Here is a 16830-nt window from a genome sequence, read left to right on the forward strand (position 1 = left end):
CTCGGGCGACTCACGATGACGTCATCGCCCTCCTCGGCCGATCCGGCTCCGCCAATCCCCGTCCATCGAGATGGCGTCGCGGAAGGGTCAGGATCAGGCACATCCCGATCAGTGCCGGCACGACGAAGGCGTAGAAGCTCCACTGGAAGGGCAGCTCGGCGCCGACGATCAGGCCACCCATGATCGGGCCGATGATCCCGCCGATCCGAGCGACAGTCATGATCGCCCCCATCGCGGTGGCCCGTACCGCGGCCGGAAACCAAATCGCGACGAAGCCGTTGAGGATGACCGAGGTTCCGTTGGCTCCCACACCAGCCAGGAACACCGCGACGTACAGGACGACGATCTGCGGGCTCATGCTCATGACGAGAAGCGCGAGCACACCGATGCCGAAGCCCCAGAACGCGATGCGGCGCGGACCGAAGCGGTCGGCGAACCACGACATGACCGTGGCGCCGATGATGGCCCCGACGCTCATCGTGGCGAGGAAGCTCAGCGCGGAGCCGAGCGGATACCCGGCCGTCCGCATGATCTGGGGCAGCCAGGTGTTCAACCCGTAGATGAACAGCTGCCCGATGAGGGTCGTCAGAGCGAACACGCCCGCCACGAAGAGCAGCGGCCGGCGGCCCAGGTCTCGCAGCCTCACCCGTCGTGCGTCCCGCTCGACGCCCTCAGCCGGCTCGGGCAGGCCGTAGCGCTCCGCCACTTCGCGGGCCTCCCTCAACCGGCCCTTGGCCGCCAGGAAGCCGACGGACTCGGGCATGGCGAAGTGGACGACGGGCAGCAGCACGATCGCGGCGACGCCCCCGAGGGCGAACATCATCCGGAAGCCGAAAGGCTCGATCAGCATCAGCGCGAGGAGCGAGGCCGCGATCGTTCCCACCGAGAAGCCGGAACTGACCAAGGCGTTGAACAGGTTGCGCCGGTCCCGTGGCGCGAACTCCACCGTGAGGGCGAGAGCGGTGGGCAGCAGGCCGCCGAGCCCGATCCCGCAGAAGAGCCGGAAGAGCCCGAACAGCTCCGGGCTCGGCGCCAGTGCGCAGGCGAGCATCCAGATCGAGAACCAGGCGATGCTGAACATCAGCATCTTCCTGCGTCCCAGGACATCCGTTGCGAAACCGCAGATCAGCGTACCGACCAGCATCCCCATGAAGGCGTAGCTGGCGATCACGCCCGCCTGGGCGGCCTCCAGCCTCCACGGCTCGTATTCGAGCAACGACGGGATCGTCGTCGCGAAAACCGACAGGTCGTACCCGTCGAAGATGACTGCGACGCAGCAGATGACGGCAACCGTCGTTCCACTGCGCCGACCGGCAGGTGCCCGCGCCTCGCTCATCCGGTCCTCCTTGACCGTCGAGTCATCGCGCCCCCGGAAAAGCCTGGAGGCGAGAGAAATCATGGGACTGACGACATTCGACGTGCAGTCAGCTTCCGCCGATCCCCTGAGCGGCCCAGCCGCCGTCGATCGGCACGACGACGCCGGCGATGTAGGAGGAGAGCGAAGTGCCGAGGAAGTAGGCCAGCTCGGCGACCTCGGCCGGCTGCCCGAACCGCTTCATCGGAATGCGGTCGAGGAAGTCATCCTCGTTGATCACTCCACGACGCAGGAATTCAGCGGACAGCTCGGTCACCACCGAACCCGGGGCAATCCCGTTGACCCGGATACCCCAAGGCGCCCACTCGGCGGCGAGACCGCGCACGAGCCCGGCCACCCCGGCCTTGGCCGCGCCGTAGGCGGCACGGCCAGGAAACCCGAACAGCCCGTTCAGCGACGACATCATGACCAGCGCTCCGCCCTCGGGCATGCGAGCGGCAGCCTGCTGGGCGCCGACCATGGCGCCGGTCAGGTGCACACGCAGCATGGCGTCCCAGTCCGCGGCGGAATAGTCCGCCGACGGACCCGCCTTGGCATGGCCGGCGTTCACGACGAACGTGCCGAGGCCGCTCGGCGTCGCACTGGCGAGCTCGCACGCTCGGCCGACGACCTCGGACGAGGCGGCGTCGCCTCCCACGACGTGGTGCCCAGCGCCCGGCCAGGACCTGGCGGTCGCGGCGAGCCGATCGGCGTCGAGGTCCAGGCCGACGACGGGGTGGCCGGACTCCGCGAAGCGCTGGGCGATCGCCGCGCCGATCCCCTGCGCGGCACCGGTGACGACGACGGCTGTCGGCTCAGACATCGGCCACCCACCGGACGGTCTGCTGCATCGCGATCGCCTTCTCCCGGAGTCGCAGCTGGTGCGCCGTCGTGGACCAAGACGTACCGGCACTCGCCGAAGATGGCCCGGGCGTCCGTCGCGATGCGCGAGACGCCGTGGAAGCAGGCGACCAACGCGAGCCCGCGCGGTCCCGCCGCGGGGCCGTCTGCCCTCTCGTCGTCACCGATCCTCCAGTGGTCTCCACATCATCGGGTTCTCGGCACCAGCATGATCTCGGGCCCGCCGAAGCACAAGTGGTTTGCTTGGAATCATCATAATAGATTTGAGATGAGAGCCGTCATTCTGAACGACGAGCGCGTGATGGTCGACGAGAACTGGCTTCGCGCCAACCGCCTCGAAAAGCTGTGCAACTCGACCTGCGGCTGAGTCCAGGACGTCACCGAACGCCGTTCAGACATCGGGGTAGGGCGCGGGATTGAGCAGGCCGCAGCACGGCGGTGTCGCCGCGTCGGCCGGGCCGCTCCCCGGCCTTCCCAGACCCGCGCGCTCCACAGCGCTTCGAACGCCTGAACCTCATCGGGAGCCCAGGCTCGATGCGCGGGCCTTGAGTTGCGGCGCGAGGGCGAGGGATTCGCACTCCTCACCATTGATGAGGCGGATCAGGGTGCGAGCGGCTTCGAAACCCATCTCCCACATGGGAGAGCGAACCGAGCTCAGCGGCACGGCGAGTTCGGCCGCCAGGGGCACGTCGTTGAAACCGACCACCGCCACGTCATCTCCGGCGCGCAGGCCTGCATCTCGGATCGCGCCCAGCGCACCGATCGCGGCGAAGTCGTTGACGGCGAACAGCGCGGTCGGTCGCGGATCGAGCTGCAGGAGGATCTCAGCGGCTTCCCTGCCTCCGCACACGTCGAACCGCGACTCCAGCACGTGCGTCTCCGGGAGGACGACGCCCTGCTCCGCGCAGACGTCCCGGAAGCCCTGGGTTCGCTCGACCCCGGTCGAGGCGTAGGGCTCGCCGGCGATCACGGCGAGATGGCGATGCCCGAGCTCGATGAGGTGCTCGGCCGCCATCCTGCCGCCGAGCTGGTCGTCGCAGGTGACCGAGAGGACTCCAGGCAATCGCCGTGAGGTGAGCACGACCTTGCTCCCGCGGTCGATCAGTTCGTGGACCAAGCCCGAATCGCTGCGCGCGTCGCCGAGGATCAATCCCCCCACCCTGGCGGCGAGCAAGGTCTCGACCCGCACCCGCTGCGTTTCGCGGTCATCGCCGCTGTTGGCGACGACGGTCTGGTAGCCGGCTGCCGCGGAGCCGCTCTCGATACCTTCGTAGATCGTGGCCAGCACGATGTCGGTCAGCCGCGGGACGACCACGCCGAGCATGCTCGACCTACCGGTGCGCAGGCTGGCCGCCGCTGGGTTCGGGAGATAACCCAGTTCCCTGGCCACCGCGCGGACGCGCTCGGCCGTCTTGCGTCCCACCCCATCACCACCGCGAATGGCCCGGGAGACGGTGGTGGCGTGCACACCAGCGGCCTCAGCGATGTCGGCGAGCGTCGGGGGCCGCGAGGGACTCTCCTCCGACCCGCTCGGGTCCGGCATCCCGAAGTCGGCAATCCCACCACTCACTGTCGTCTCGCTCCCCTTCGCAACGGCGCTGTTCAAGGTCATTGTTGCCCATCGGCTGCCGAGCAGCCCCGGGTCGGTTCCGTTACGTCTCCATTTCTCCCTTGACTGCGCGCTGGGTCACACGCATCATTCTACGCAATCGTTAGCGCAATCGTTAGCGGAGGAACTGTGCAGCATCTCGCCCTGCTCGGTACGGGTGGCACCATCGCCACCCGCAGCACCCCGTACGGCCGCCGGGTCGAAGTGGGGGCCGCCGAGCTGCTCGGAGCCGCGAAGGACGTCTGGGCCCTCACCGAGTTCGACATCGACGCCCGGGACCTGACCGGCGTCACCAGCTTCGCCGCGACGATCCCGGATGTGCTCGCGCTGGTGGAGGCCGTTCGGACCGCTGCGGCCGGGGCCGACGGTGTGGTGGTGACGCACGGAACCGACTCGCTCGAGGAGACGGCCTTCCTGCTCGCACTGGCGCACGCCGGTCCGCAACCGGTGGTGCTCACCGGCGCGCAGCGCCCGTTCGACGACCCCGCGCCGGACGGCCCGCGCAACCTCGCCGCGGCGCTGCGCTGGGCGGCGGAGCCGAACGCACGGGGAACCGGAGTCACCGTCGCCTTCGGCAACGAGGTCTTGCCGGCCGTAGGTGTGCGCAAAACTCACGCCCTCGCGCTCCAGGCGTTCTCCGCGCCGGGCCGCGCACCGATCGGTCACGTCGACGAGGCCGGCGTGCGCGTGCAGGGGGCAACTCCCCGCGTACCGCTGCTGCCACCTGGCACCATCGATCTCCCCAGGGTGGACATCGCCGGGCAGTACCTCGGCGCTGACACGTCGTGGCTGCACCACGCGGTCGCCAACGGCATGCGCGGTCTGGTGGTGGCCGGCTTCGGCTCCGGCAACACCACGCCCGAGACCACGCGGGCCTGCCTGCAACTGCTGTCAGACGGCATTCCCGTGCTGATCACGAGCCGCACCGGCGCGGGGCCTGTCGCCAGCCTCTACGCCGGAGGCAGTGCCGATCTCGCGGCGGCAGGTGCGGTGTTCGCCGGCGACCTCTCGCCTTGGCAGGCCCGCCTGCTGCTGGCCACCGCGCTCTCGGGCGAAGAGCAGCCCGATCAAGTCGCACGGCGATGCCTGACCTGGCTGCGCGAGGCCCGCGTGGTGTCCACAGCGGCCGCGAGCAGCTGAACGCAATCCGATCACGAACGGAAGGAAAGTGAGCGTCATGGCCAAGGAAATCCTCGTGGCGTACGGGGTCGACGTCGATGCGGTCGGCGGTTGGCTCGGGTCCTACGGCGGCGAAGACTCACCCTGCGACATCTCGCGCGGCCTGTTCGCAGGCGAGGTCGCCGTCCCGCGAATGCTGGAGCTGTTCCGCCGCACCGGCCTTCCCACGACCTGGTTCTGGCCGGGGCACTCCATCGAGACCTTCCCGGAGCAGTTCGACGCGTGCGTGCAGGCCGGTCACGAGATCGGCGTCCACGGCTACAGCCACGAGAACCCGATCGCGATGAGCCGCGAGCAGGAGTCCGACATCCTGGACCACTGCATCGACCTGATCGAGAAGCGGGCCGGCCGCCGCCCCACCGGCTACGTCGCGCCGTGGTGGGAGTTCTCCCCGGTAACCAACGAACTGCTGCTCGAGCGCGGCATCAAGTACGACCACTCGCTCATGCACCGAGACTTCGAGCCGTACTACGTCCGGGTCGGTGATTCCTGGTCCAAGATCGACTACGACCAGCCGGCGGCGACCTGGATGAAGCCGCTCGAGCGCGGGCACCAGACGAGCCTGGTCGAAATCCCGGCCTCCTGGTACCTCGACGACCTGCCCCCGATGATGTTCGTCAAGGCCAGCCCCAACAGCCATGGCTTCGTCAGCCCGCGTGATCTCGAAGTCATGTGGCGGGACCAGTTCGACTGGGTCTACCGGGAATCCGACTACGCGGTGTTCACGATGACCGTGCATCCCGACGTCTCCGGGCGCCCGCAGAACCTGCTCATGCACGAGCGCCTCATCGACCACATCGGAAGCCACGAAGGCGTCCGCTGGGTCACCTTCGACGAGATCGCCGACGACTTCCTCCGTCGCAACCCGCGCCGCTGAATTCGCCTCCGTGGAGGCGACACCCTCCCGCCCCCGTCGCCTTCACGATCCCCCTCGCACACCGCGGCTCCCGCCATCCGCCGCGTCACCCACACGGAGTCCTGCCATGTCCGAAAAACCCGACGTCCTGCCGCCCGGCGGCGCACCGCTGAGCGCCCGAATGATTCGAAGAGTTTCGCTGGTCTGCTTCTTTGCCTGGGTGTTCAGCGTCTTCGACCACACGCTGTTCGGGACCCTGCTCCCCGAGATCGCCATCGACTTCGGTTGGAGCTCCGCTGAGAGCACCGCAGTGGCCACCTGGGTCACCGCAGGAACCTTCATCGTCTCGCTCGCGGTCGGCCCGATGCTCGACCGCCTGGGCCGCAAACCCGCCCTGATGATCACCACCGCAGGCGCCGCCCTGACCTCCGGGGTCAGCTCGATCGCGGGCGGAAAGGTCGCCATGGTCCTGGTCCGGTCGTTCTCCGGGCTCGGATACTCCGAAGAAGTCGTGAACAGCGTCTACCTCAACGAGGTCTACGGCCGCAAGGGCAAGCGGGGCTTCATGTACAGCTTCGTCCAAAGTGGATGGCCGGTGGGGGCGTTGCTCGGTGCCGCGCTCACGGCGGCATTCCTCCCCGCGATCGGCTGGCGCGGTGTGTTCCTGTTCGCCACGTTCCCGGCGATCGTGATCGTCCTGCTGGCCTGGCGACTGCCGGAATCACCGGTATTCGTGAACATGCGGCACGTGCGGAAGCTCCGCCGTGAGGGACGCTCGGACGAGGCCGATCGGGTGGCGGCCGCGGCGGGCATTGAGGACGAGCGCGCAGGCACCGTGCGCGATGTTTTCGCACCGGGGTTGCGCATGCACACCGTCTGCCTGTCGGCGGCGTGGTTGCTGAACTGGATGGCCATCCAGGTCTTCTCCGTGCTGGGCACCACGGTGCTCACCGAAGCCAAGGGCGTGTCGTTCGACAACGCCTTGCTGGTTCTGATCTTGGCCAACGCCGCGGGGTTCACCGGTTATCTCTTCCACGGCTACCTCGGTGACCGCATCGGACGACGTACCACGATCATCGTCGGTTGGCTGATCGGTGGCGTGGTGATGACGGTGATGCTGTTCGGCCCGGTCGCCGCCGTCATCCCGCTTTACGCCTTGGGCCTGTTCTTCCTCACCGGCCCCTACGCCGCGCTGCTGTTCTACATGGGCGAGTCATTCCCCGCCCACGTCCGCGGCATCGGCCCCAACACCGCCCACATCATGGGTCCGGTCGGCGCGATCGTCGGCTCCGCGCTGCTTTCGGCCCTCGTCGGCACCGGGTACTCGATGACGTTCGCGGCCTTCTGCGCCGGATCGCTGGGCCTGATCGGCTCCAGCATCGCGATGTTGGGCACCCGCAAGGTCAACCAGGGGTCTCCCCACGAATCAGCTGCGCCGCTGACCACGACCACGACCTGAGGAGAAGCCACATGAGCTCCGTCGCGAACCCGACCACCCGTGATGACGGTCTCGCCGACAAGGTCGCGGTGATCACCGGTGGCGCGAGCGGAATCGGTCGCGCCCTCGCGCTGGCCTATGCCCGCGCCGGTGTCACCAGCGTCCTCGGCTACCACCCGGGAGACCCGCACGACCCCACCGCTGCGGTCACCGATGTCGAATCCGCGGGAGGCCGCGCGCTCGCCGTCGCCGCGGACGTCACCGATCCGGTAGCGGTGCGCACCCTCGTCGATACGGCGATCGGCGAATTCGGCAGGCTCGACATCGCTGTCGCCAACGCCGGCATCTTGCGCCGGGCCCCGATCTCCGCGATGACCGACGACCGCTGGGACGACATGCTCAGCGTCGACCTCACCGGAGTCCTTCGACTGCTGCGCTCCGCGGCGGAGAAGATGCACGACGGGGGCGCGATGGTCGCCGTGTCCTCAATCGCCGGCGGCGTCTACGGCTGGGGCGACCACGCCCACTACGCGGCGGCCAAATCCGGTGTGCTGGGCCTGATCCGCTCGGTCAGCGTGGAACTGGCACCACGCGGAATCCGCGCCAACGCGGTCATCCCCGGACTCATCGAAACACCGCAATCGCTCGACGCGGACAACTCGCTCGGACCAGACGGACTCGCCGAGGCCGGGCGAAGCATCCCAACCGGGCGCGTCGGCCGCGCCGACGAGGTGGCGCGGGCGATCCGGTTCCTCACCTCCGCCGACGCCTCCTACATCACCGGCCAACAAGTGATCGTCGACGGCGGGCTCACCGTCCGCTTCCCCGACTGACCCACGAAAGGAGGACCGCGATGACCACCTCCACCGGATCGCTGGTCGGACGCCATTGCATGATCACCGGCGCCGCCAGCGGGATCGGCGCAGCGATCGCCACCGCTTTCGCCCAAGCCGGCGCCACTCTCGCACTCGCCGACCTGGACGCGGACCGTCTGGGGCGAACGGCATCCGATCTCGCCGGCACGCGGCACGTGCTCGACCTCACCACCCCCGACGCGGTGCAGGCGCTGATCGACACCGAGATCGAACAGGTCGGCCGGATCGACGTCCTGGTGAACTGCGCCGGGATCCTCACCGAGGTACCGCTGGTCGACATGGACGTGGCGACCTGGCAACGCATGATCGACGTCGACCTCACCTCCGTATTCCTCACCTGCCGCGCAGTGGTCCCGCACATGCTCCACGCCGGGTGCGGCCGGATCATCAACATCGCCTCGCAGCTGGGGCAGAAGGGCGGATCGGGACTCACCCACTACAGCGCCGCCAAAGCCGGCGTCATCGGCTTCACCAAAGCGCTGGCCAGAGAAGTCTCCGCGCACGGCGTGCTGGTCAACGCGATCGCTCCCGGGCCGATCACCACACCGTTGATCGACGGCCTGAGCCCTGACTGGAAGCAGGCGAAGGAGGCCGAACTGCCCCTCGGCCGATTCGGACTTCCCGAGGAAGTCGCCCCCACTGCCGTCCTGCTCGCTTCCCACCCGGGCGGCAACCTCTACACCGGTCAAACATTGGGCCCCAACAGCGGCGACGTGATGGTGTAGGCGATGTGCGGAACCTGTGGGAGCACGCAGGCCGGATGGCCGGAACGCATCGCACCGCTGCAGCCCGGGGCGGCCGAGCGGCGTGCCCGAGCGTTGACAGCGCTGCTCCGCTCGCACGGTCGCAGTGCCGCCCGCCGGGTCGCGGTCATGACGTGGCCCGGCGGCGGCGTGCGCTGGAGAAGCCAGGACGGATGGTGCTTCGCACCATCGCTGTCGGAAGCGGTACGAGCTCTGACTCGGCGCTACGGGACGTTGGTGCCGACCCTTGGGCCGGTCTCACCCCGCCCAGAGGAACGGGTCCTGCCCTTCTCGGTCACCCGCGAAGCTGCCGCCGTCTGGTGCGCCGCAGCTGTTGAGGCCGGCTGGACGCGGCTGCACACCTGCACCTTGAAGCTCCACGATCAAACCATCGTCTTGGACGCCCACCGAGCGCACTCGCACAAGCTGCCCAACGCCAAACCCGTTCTGCGAACGCCCTACGAGTCATCGGAGCTGCTGGCGCACTGGGCAACCGCGCTGCACGATTTCCGGATCACCGAGTAGCCCGACGCGTCACCGAACGGTTCACCAGCAACAGCCCGCTCGCGGAGCACCCGGGGGGCACCCCCTGCGTTTGCGGGGCATGCGAGCGCCCACAACGCGCTCAGAGCCCCGTGTTCAGGCGGGAGAGACACCGGCGCTAGCGAGAAAGGCGGGCAGCAAACCGGGGAAGCGTATTTCCAACTCGTCCGCGCGCAGTTCGCTGTACCGGGACGTGCCCTCTTCGACTGGGCCATGATACGGCTCTCACGAATAACTTCGAAGTGGTGCGTGGAAGTCGACTTTGACACCGAGAGACCGAACGCGCCGCAGATCATCGGATGATCGGAACGCATCGACCAGGTCGGGCACCACCGTTCTGTCTCGTTCGGCGTTCTCCGGCACCATCATCACCAACGACGAGTACACCCGCGAAACCGCCGAGGAGGCCCTCGCAGCAGGTACGGCCGACCGTTCATCGCAAACCCGGACCTGCCTGAACGATTCGAGCACAACGCACCGCTCAACGAAGGCGACCACGGCACCTTCTACGGCGGTGACGAGCGCGGCTACGCCGACTACCCGGCGCTTTGAGCAGAGTCTTGACCTGAGTTCGCGAGGCGCCCAGCTGCTCGCAGCGACGACGAACCCCGAGGCCATGCCTCCTCCCGCTCCGGCAAGAGCACTGGCGACGTCCGCGGTGCCCTGTGTCTTGGCTCGGATGGCCAGGGGGAGCATGTCGGTGATGATGGCGGTGCCACTGACCAGTCCGAAGTTCCAGCCAAGCCCGAGTAACGCGAGGGCGAGTGCCAGCAGGGCAACGGAATGCGGCGGGACCTGGGCTGCGAGTAGGCCGGCGGCGAGAAGGGTGAGGCCGGAAGCGGCGGCCACGGTCAGCCTGCCGAAGCGGTCGACGAGCAGGCCGCTGAATGGGAAGGCAGGTACATCCCGGCCACGTGCACGGCGATGACCACACCGGCCGCGTATCCGGCTGCGAGCCCGGTGCGGCGCCCCAGACGCTGTGATGTGCGTCCGACCAGGATCGCTGCGGCGGCGGAACCGACGGTGATAAGGACGGTCGGGGGTCGGGGGTCAGGTGGTTTCCACCGGCAACTCGGCGAGGCGCCATTCGAGCATTCCGTCGGCGAGGCGGCGCGCAGTCCGGCCGTGCGCCGTGAACAGCCGCACTGCGTCGTGCGCGAGCACGCAGTACGCGCCGCGGCAGTAGGCCACGACCTCCTGGTCGGCCGGGATATCGCCGAGTCTGTCGGCCAATTCCTCCAGGGGAACGGACACTGCGCCGGGGATGTGGCCGGCCTCGTACTCCTCACGGGGCCGCACGTCGAGCACGACCACGTCGCCACTCTCGGCTCGGCGCAGCAGCTCGTCGCGGCTGACGTGCTCGGCGTCGTCGGGACCGAGATAGGCGCTGCTGGCCGCTTCCACATCGGGCAGGTGCGCGCTGGCCACGGTGCGCGTGAGCGCGTAGAGCGCGGCAACGTCGGTGCCGGCCAGCCGGTAGTGGACCTTCGTGCCTTCCCGGCGAGTGGTGACCAGGTTGGCCTGCTTGAGCGTCTGCAGGTGCGCCGACGCAGTGGTCAGCCCCAGTTCCGCCGCACGTGCCAACGCCTCGACCGTGCGCTCGCCCTGGGCGAGCAGGTCCAGCAGTTCCAACCGCTTGCCGCTGCCCAGCGCCTTGCCGACACGGGCGAACTGATCGAACAGGGCCGTCTTCGCGTCTCGATCACCCATCAATCCTCCAATCTTTCATGGAATAGCGTATAACAAGAAGGCGCATGCGGAGAACACACCCGGAAGGAGCGCTCGCAATGAGCACCGTTGACCTCGTACCGCTGATCGACGAGGGACTGGGCAACTCCGCCTACCTGGTCGATCTGGGAGACGGGCGCGCGCTCGTGGTCGATGTCAGCCTCGACTTGCGGGCCACCCAGCAGGCCGCGCGCCGACGGGGGCTGACCGTGGCGTTCGCCGCGGACACCCACTTGCACGCCGACTTCGTTTCCGGCGCCCGCCAGTTGTCGGTGACCGAAGGCACCCGCGTTCTGGCTTCGGCCGCTGGGCACCGGGAATTCCGCCACACCGGACTGCACGACGAAGACGAGATCGACCTCGGCGGGCTGCGACTGCGCGCCCTGGCCACGCCCGGACACACCCAGGAGCACCTGTCCTTCCTGCTGCTCGACGGCGACCAGCCAGTTGGCGTGTTCACCGGCGGCTCATTGCTGGTCGGCTCGGCAGCGCGCACCGACCTGATCGCGCCCGAACGAACAGAACCGCTGGCCCGCCAGCAGTACGCTTCACTGCGCAGACTCGCCGACCTGCCTGACGAGGTCGCCGTGTGGCCCACCCACGGCGCCGGATCGTTCTGCTCGGCACCGCCCGGTGCTCAGCGCACCAGCACGATCGGCACCCAAAAGGCCACCAACCCGCTGCTGCGGACCGAAGGTGAGGACGCGTTCGTGGCAGCGCTGATCGGATCGCTCGGCAGCTTCCCCGACTACTTCCTGCGCCTGGCCGAGGTCAACCGCCGGGGCCCCGCAGTGCTCGACACCGACCCAGCACTACCCGGACTGGATGCGGCACGGGTGCGGTCGCTGCTGGCCGAAGGCGCTCAAGGGGTCGACGTGCGGCCGGTGCCCGAGTTCGCCGCGGGTCACATTCCCAGGGCGCTGTCGATCCCGCTGCGGCCGGTCTTCGCCTCGTGGCTGGGCTGGCTCGCCGACCCGGAACGACCGCTGATCGTCGTGCGCGGAGACGAGCAAGACCCGGCCGAGATCGCCTGGCAGGCCGCCAAGATCGGTTGCACCAACATCGCTGGAGAACTGCACGGCGGCGTGGACGCCTGGATCGGCGATGAGCAGGAGATCACCGCTACACGGCTGGTGCGTGCCGAGGAGATCGGCCGGGAGAACGTTCTCGACGTCCGCCAAGTTCCCGAGTTCGCTGCCGGGCACGTTCCCGGCTCCACTCACGTTGAGCTCGGCTCCCTCGCGGACCGTGCCGAAGCTCTGCCGCACGCACCGACCGTCGTGATGTGCGGGCACGGCGAACGTGCGATGGGCGCGGCCAGCGTCCTCGAACAAGCCGGGCACCGCGACCTCGCCGTCCTCGAAGGTGGCCCCGCCGACTGGGCCCAGGCCACCGGCCGCCCGTTGGAGCACGGGGAATGAGTGCCACCCGGGTGCGGTTGGGCCTGCGCGCCAACCTCGCCCAGTTCAGCCTGCTCGTGCTGGTCAACGCCCTGGTCGGCGGCATGGTCGGCCAGGAGCAGACCGTCCTGCCGCTGCTGGCCGAACGGGAATTCCACCTCACCGGCTACACAGTCCTGCTGACCTACGTGCTCGTGTTCGGGCTCAGCAAGGCCGCCACGAACTACTTCGCCGGCACCTGGTCCGACCGCTTCGGCCGCAAACCCGTCCTGATCGCGGGCTGGCTCATCGCGATCCCCGTGCCGGTGATGCTGATCTGGGCTGATCACTGGGGCTGGGTCGTGGCCGCCAACCTCCTGCTGGGCATCAACCAGGGCCTGACCTGGTCCACGACCGTGATCATGAAGGTCGATCTCGTCGGCCCCCGGCAACGCGGGCTCGCGATGGGCTTCAACGAAGCCGCCGGGTATGGCGCCGTCGCGATCACCTCGGCGTTGGCCGGCTACCTCGCCGAGCAGTACGGGCTGCGCCCCGCACCATTCCTGCTCGGCGCGGCCTACGTCGTGCTCGGCCTCGCCCTGTCCACCCTGGCCGTCCGCGAGACCCGCGAGCACGCCCGACTTGAAGCAAGCCAGCCGCAGTCCGGAAGCTTCAGCGGCCAGCACACCGATCTGACCAACCGGGAAGTCCTTGTCCGCACGACCTTCACCGACCCCGCGCTGTCCTCGGCCAGCCAAGCCGGGCTGATCAACAACCTCAACTTCGGCCTCTCCTGGGGCCTGTTCCCACTGCTGTTCGCCAGCGCCGGACTCGCGGTGGACCAGGTCGGCATCCTCGTCGCCCTCTACCCCGCCGTCTGGGGCATCGGGCAACTCGCCACCGGAGCCCTGTCCGACCGATGGGGGCGCAAGCACCTCATCACCGCCGGAATGCTCGTCCAAGCAACCGCGCTCACTCTCATCGCCATCGTCGGCACCTTCCCGGCATGGGCGATCGCGACCGCACTGCTGGGCGCGGGCACCGCGATGGTTTACCCCACCCTGCTGGCCGCCATCGGCGATGTTGCCCACCCCGGCTGGCGCGCCCGCTCGGTCGGCGTCTACCGGCTCTGGCGCGACAGCGGCTACGCCGCCGGCGCCGTCCTCGGCGGCATGGTTGCCGACATCTGGGACCTCCGCGCCGCCGTTTGGGCCGCAGCCGCCCTCAGCCTCCTCTCCTGCATCAGCGTCGCCCTCCGCATGTACGAAACCCACCCCCGCACCGACCGCCGCCCCATCGACCACATCGGGGACACGTCATGACCATTCCCAGGGACTGAGCCACGGCAGCGGCTCCGAGGCCAGCACCCTCGCCATCCGCGGCGCCGCTCTGGCCCGCCGCGACTTCGGCAACCACATCATCACCTGAACCACGGAGCACCCGGTCGTCCGACCTTCTCTCCTTGGAATACCCCCGGGGGTTTGTTACGTTGGGATTAGCGAAGGGAGATGGTCGTGGTGGAGATGAAGCCCGAGATGGTGGGAGACGCCTTGACCCGTCTGCGCCGGGCGCGCGGTCAGTTGAACGGCGTGATCGAGGCTATGGAGGAGGGACGCGACTGCGCTGAGGTCTTGACCCAGCTCGCGGCTGTTTCGCGTGCTCTGGACCGTGCTGGGTTCAAGATTGTGGCCAGCGGAATGAGGTACTGCCAGCAGGCTCGCGAGGACGGCGATGAACCGCCGATGACCGAGCAGGAGCTGGAACGCCTGTTCCTCGCGCTCGCCTGAGCGCGACCCCGAGGCGCCTCTCTTTGGTCGCCCGGGAACATGTGACTGGTTTATACCCCCAGGGGTTTAGGAGGATCGTTGTCTGAGAAGACGCCGGAAGTCGGTGTGGAAGTCTTCGCCGGGACGTGGCGGCGGGGTACTCGGTTGGTCGATGTGCGTGAGCCGGAGGAGTTCGCCTCGGGTCATGTGCCGGGTGCGGTGAACGTGCCGCTGGAGGAGGTGCTGGCTTCGCCGCAGCGCTTTGCGGGGCAGGAGTGCTACGTCATCTGCCGTTCAGGAGGGCGCAGCCTGAAGGCCGCGGAAGCGATGAACGCGGCCGGTGGTCAAGCGGTTTCGGTTGCCGGTGGCACTTCGGGGTGGATCGAAGCGGGCAACGAGGTTGAAAGGGGTGCGCAGCAGTGACGGCGATGGATGTGGTGAAGCAGGAGGACCGCTTGGCCGGTGGCCTGGTGGTCGAGGTGATCGAGACGTCCTCGCTGGGTGACCGCAGCTACCTGGCCACCGACGGCGAGGTCGCCGTGGTGGTCGACCCGCAGCGGGACGTGGACCGGGTGATCGCCGCCGCCGGGCGGTTGGGCGTTCGGATCGCTCTGGTGCTGGACACGCACGTGCACAACGACTACGTCTCCGGTGGCTTGGAGCTGGCCCGGTTGACCGGCGCCGAGTACGGGCTGGCGGCTGCCGACGAGGTGCCGTTCGACCGGCGTCGGCTTGCTGACGGCGAGGTCGTGGAGCTCTCGCCCCGGATGCAGGTGCGGGCGGTGGCCACGCCGGGGCACACCTTCCACCACCTGTCCTACGCGCTGGAGGGCACGGACGGCCCGGTGGGCGTTTTCACGGGTGGTTCGCTGCTGTTCGGCACGACCGGGCGCACCGATCTTCTGGGCGAGCAGCACAGCGAGGACCTCGCCCGTCACCAGCACGCGTCCGCGCAGAAGCTGGCGTCGATCCTGCCCGACGGAGCGCAGATCTGGCCGACCCACGGGTTCGGCAGCTTCTGCTCGGCGACACAGGCTTCTGGCGACTCAGCAACGTTGGGAGAGCAGAAGCGTGTCAACCCGGCGCTGACGTTGGCCGAGGGTGATTTCGTCGAGCAGACCCTGGCGGGGCTGGATGCCTACCCGGCGTACTACGCGCACATGGGTGTGCAGAACACCGCCGGACCGGAGCCGCTGGACCTGCGCGAACCGGTCCGGGCCGAGCCGGCGGAGTTGCGCCGCCGCTTGGACCACGGGGAGTGGGTGGTCGATCTGCGCTCCCGCAAGGCCTACGTGGTCTCCCACCTGGCCGGAACGGTCAGCCTCGGGCTGGATGGCCCGATGGTGACATGGCTCGGGTGGATGATCGACTGGGGCGCTCCGATCACGCTGCTGGGCGAGTCCCGCGAGCAGGTCGGCCAGGCCCAGCGCGAGTTGGCCCGCATCGGCATCGACAAGTTCGCCGCGGCGGCCGTGGGCACCCCGGAAGAGCTGGCCGCCGACTCCGGCCAGCTGCGCAGCACCCCGACCGCCACGTTCGCCGACCTGGCCGCGGCGATGGCCGGTGAGACCGGCGGTCTTCCGGCGCCGGAGGTGGTGCTGGACGTGCGGACCAACAACGAGTTCGCCGCTCACCACGTGGCCGGTGCGGTGCACATCCCGCTCTACGAGCTCGGCGACCGGGTGGTCGAGGTGCCGGCGGGTGCGGTGTGGGTGCACTGCGGCAGCGGTTACCGCGCCACAGCGGCGGCCTCGCTGCTGGAATCGGCCGGACGCACGGTCGTGCTCATCGACGACATGTTCGACGCCGCCACCGAGGCCGGCGTGCCGATGACCGACGGAACCTGAGACCACAACCCGGAAACGATCGTGGAGGTATTCATAGCAATGACCCAGGCCCTGCCCAAGACCATCGACACCGCTCAGGTTCGCGCATTGCGCGACGCCGACCCTCAGATCCGGCTGATCGACGTGCGCGCACCCGGGGAGTTCGCTTCGTCGCACATCCCGGGCTCCTACAACGTGCCCCTCGACCTGCTGCGGGAACACCGCGACGAGCTCACCGCCCAGCACGGCGACCCGGTGGTGCTCGTGTGCGCCTCGGGTGGTCGTGCCGAGCAGGCCCGCAGCCTGCTGGAAAACGCCGGTCTGGACCGGCTCAGCGTGCTGCGCGGCGGCATCACCGGCTGGCAGCAGCAAGGAGGCGAGCTCAACCAGGGACGCGGCACGTGGGCCATGGAGCGGCAGGTGCGGCTTGTCGCCGGACTGCTCGTGCTCACCGGCGTGGTGGCCAGCACCGCCTACGACCCGCTGAAGTGGGTCGCCGGCTTCGTCGGCGCGGGGCTGACCTTCGCTGCCGTGAGCAACAACTGCGCGATGTCCCGCGTCCTCGGACTGCTGCCCCACAACCGCACGTCCCGCACCGACGGCCGGGCACTCCTCGACGCCCTCACCGGCGGAACGGGCGCCGGGCGCCGGGCTTGATGTCTGACCTCTGGCG

At 68.8% G+C, this 16830-nt stretch carries 17 protein-coding genes; 12 read left to right on the plus strand and 5 right to left on the minus strand.

What is annotated here, in order from left to right; all coding sequences use genetic code 11:
• Positions 1-10: 10 nt before the first annotated feature.
• From AB0J78_RS07755 to AB0J78_RS07765, 3 genes are all read right to left on the minus strand, one after another.
• Positions 11-1336, minus strand: a complete 1326-nt coding sequence (locus AB0J78_RS07755) for an aromatic acid/H+ symport family MFS transporter (RefSeq protein ID WP_363787889.1) — start codon at positions 1334-1336, stop codon at positions 11-13.
• A gap of 88 nt (positions 1337-1424) precedes the next feature.
• Positions 1425-2177 (minus strand): SDR family oxidoreductase, encoded by a 753-nt coding sequence (locus AB0J78_RS07760; RefSeq protein WP_363787890.1) that lies wholly within the window; start codon positions 2175-2177, stop codon positions 1425-1427.
• A 552-nt stretch (positions 2178-2729) separates the two neighbouring features.
• Positions 2730-3785 (minus strand): LacI family DNA-binding transcriptional regulator, encoded by a 1056-nt coding sequence (locus tag AB0J78_RS07765; RefSeq protein ID WP_363787891.1) that lies wholly within the window; start codon positions 3783-3785, stop codon positions 2730-2732.
• 168 nt (positions 3786-3953) lie between these two features.
• On the opposite strand from AB0J78_RS07765, the gene AB0J78_RS07770 reads away from it, so the two are divergent.
• The 6 genes from AB0J78_RS07770 (at position 3954) to AB0J78_RS07795 (ending at position 9440) form a co-directional block, all read left to right on the plus strand.
• On the plus strand, positions 3954-4964 hold the full coding sequence (locus tag AB0J78_RS07770) for an asparaginase (RefSeq protein WP_363787892.1): 1011 nt from the start codon (positions 3954-3956) through the stop codon (positions 4962-4964).
• Between the two features lie 37 nt (positions 4965-5001).
• A complete protein-coding gene (locus AB0J78_RS07775; protein ID WP_363787893.1) occupies positions 5002-5880 on the plus strand; it encodes a polysaccharide deacetylase in 879 nt (292 codons plus the stop codon).
• Positions 5881-5986: 106 nt separating this feature from the next.
• Positions 5987-7318: an MFS transporter gene (locus AB0J78_RS07780; RefSeq protein WP_363787894.1), complete on the plus strand. Its 1332-nt coding sequence runs from the start codon at positions 5987-5989 to the stop codon at positions 7316-7318.
• A gap of 11 nt (positions 7319-7329) precedes the next feature.
• Complete coding sequence (locus tag AB0J78_RS07785) at positions 7330-8130, plus strand: SDR family NAD(P)-dependent oxidoreductase (RefSeq protein WP_363787895.1); 801 nt, start codon at positions 7330-7332, stop codon at positions 8128-8130.
• A gap of 20 nt (positions 8131-8150) precedes the next feature.
• Complete coding sequence (locus AB0J78_RS07790; protein ID WP_363787896.1) at positions 8151-8897, plus strand: SDR family oxidoreductase; 747 nt, start codon at positions 8151-8153, stop codon at positions 8895-8897.
• A 3-nt stretch (positions 8898-8900) separates the two neighbouring features.
• On the plus strand, positions 8901-9440 hold the full coding sequence (locus AB0J78_RS07795; protein ID WP_363787897.1) for a hypothetical protein: 540 nt from the start codon (positions 8901-8903) through the stop codon (positions 9438-9440).
• Between the two features lie 243 nt (positions 9441-9683).
• Here AB0J78_RS07795 and AB0J78_RS07800 read toward each other — a convergent pair whose 3' ends face one another.
• Both AB0J78_RS07800 and AB0J78_RS07805 read right to left on the minus strand, forming a co-directional pair.
• Complete coding sequence (locus tag AB0J78_RS07800) at positions 9684-10307, minus strand: hypothetical protein (RefSeq protein WP_363787898.1); 624 nt, start codon at positions 10305-10307, stop codon at positions 9684-9686.
• Between the two features lie 201 nt (positions 10308-10508).
• Complete coding sequence (locus tag AB0J78_RS07805; RefSeq protein ID WP_363787899.1) at positions 10509-11168, minus strand: metalloregulator ArsR/SmtB family transcription factor; 660 nt, start codon at positions 11166-11168, stop codon at positions 10509-10511.
• A gap of 77 nt (positions 11169-11245) precedes the next feature.
• Here AB0J78_RS07805 and AB0J78_RS07810 point away from each other — a divergent pair, with 77 nt between their 5' ends.
• The 6 genes from AB0J78_RS07810 (at position 11246) to AB0J78_RS07835 (ending at position 16814) form a co-directional block, all read left to right on the plus strand.
• Positions 11246-12607 carry a rhodanese-like domain-containing protein gene (locus AB0J78_RS07810; protein WP_363787900.1) on the plus strand — a complete coding sequence of 454 codons (1362 nt, stop codon included), beginning with the start codon at positions 11246-11248 and terminating at the stop codon, positions 12605-12607.
• Positions 12604-13887, plus strand: a complete 1284-nt coding sequence (locus AB0J78_RS07815; RefSeq protein WP_363787901.1) for an MFS transporter — start codon at positions 12604-12606, stop codon at positions 13885-13887. Before AB0J78_RS07810 ends, AB0J78_RS07815 begins: the two co-directional genes overlap by 4 nt.
• 201 nt (positions 13888-14088) lie before the next feature.
• The gene (locus tag AB0J78_RS07820; protein ID WP_210970379.1) at positions 14089-14352 is read left to right on the plus strand and encodes a metal-sensitive transcriptional regulator; all 264 of its coding nucleotides are present in this window, start codon (positions 14089-14091) and stop codon (positions 14350-14352) included.
• A 78-nt stretch (positions 14353-14430) separates the two neighbouring features.
• Positions 14431-14754: a rhodanese-like domain-containing protein gene (locus tag AB0J78_RS07825; RefSeq protein WP_363787902.1), complete on the plus strand. Its 324-nt coding sequence runs from the start codon at positions 14431-14433 to the stop codon at positions 14752-14754.
• 5 nt (positions 14755-14759) lie between these two features.
• On the plus strand, positions 14760-16178 hold the full coding sequence (locus AB0J78_RS07830; RefSeq protein ID WP_363788135.1) for an MBL fold metallo-hydrolase: 1419 nt from the start codon (positions 14760-14762) through the stop codon (positions 16176-16178).
• A gap of 39 nt (positions 16179-16217) precedes the next feature.
• Complete coding sequence (locus tag AB0J78_RS07835; protein ID WP_363787903.1) at positions 16218-16814, plus strand: rhodanese-like domain-containing protein; 597 nt, start codon at positions 16218-16220, stop codon at positions 16812-16814.
• Positions 16815-16830: the final 16 nt, after the last annotated feature.

This window comes from Saccharopolyspora sp. NPDC049426, assembly GCF_040676935.1.
GTDB lineage: Bacteria > Actinomycetota > Actinomycetes > Mycobacteriales > Pseudonocardiaceae > Saccharopolyspora.

Bases quoted from the DNA above. Each gene is read 5' to 3' on its own strand.
- AB0J78_RS07820 (WP_210970379.1), top strand. From the start codon at position 14,089: ATGAAGCCCGAGATGGTGGGAGACGCCTTGACCCGTCTGCGCCGGGCG.
- AB0J78_RS07780 (WP_363787894.1), top strand. From the start codon at position 5,987: ATGTCCGAAAAACCCGACGTCCTGCCGCCCGGCGGCGCACCGCTGAGC.
- AB0J78_RS07795 (WP_363787897.1), top strand. From the start codon at position 8,901: ATGTGCGGAACCTGTGGGAGCACGCAGGCCGGATGGCCGGAACGCATC.
- AB0J78_RS07755 (WP_363787889.1), bottom strand. From the start codon at position 1,336: ATGAGCGAGGCGCGGGCACCTGCCGGTCGGCGCAGTGGAACGACGGTT.
- AB0J78_RS07760 (WP_363787890.1), bottom strand. From the start codon at position 2,177: ATGTCTGAGCCGACAGCCGTCGTCGTCACCGGTGCCGCGCAGGGGATC.
- AB0J78_RS07790 (WP_363787896.1), top strand. From the start codon at position 8,151: ATGACCACCTCCACCGGATCGCTGGTCGGACGCCATTGCATGATCACC.
- AB0J78_RS07830 (WP_363788135.1), top strand. From the start codon at position 14,760: ATGGATGTGGTGAAGCAGGAGGACCGCTTGGCCGGTGGCCTGGTGGTC.
- AB0J78_RS07815 (WP_363787901.1), top strand. From the start codon at position 12,604: ATGAGTGCCACCCGGGTGCGGTTGGGCCTGCGCGCCAACCTCGCCCAG.
- AB0J78_RS07805 (WP_363787899.1), bottom strand. From the start codon at position 11,168: ATGGGTGATCGAGACGCGAAGACGGCCCTGTTCGATCAGTTCGCCCGT.
- AB0J78_RS07775 (WP_363787893.1), top strand. From the start codon at position 5,002: ATGGCCAAGGAAATCCTCGTGGCGTACGGGGTCGACGTCGATGCGGTC.
- AB0J78_RS07835 (WP_363787903.1), top strand. From the start codon at position 16,218: ATGACCCAGGCCCTGCCCAAGACCATCGACACCGCTCAGGTTCGCGCA.
- AB0J78_RS07810 (WP_363787900.1), top strand. From the start codon at position 11,246: ATGAGCACCGTTGACCTCGTACCGCTGATCGACGAGGGACTGGGCAAC.
- AB0J78_RS07785 (WP_363787895.1), top strand. From the start codon at position 7,330: ATGAGCTCCGTCGCGAACCCGACCACCCGTGATGACGGTCTCGCCGAC.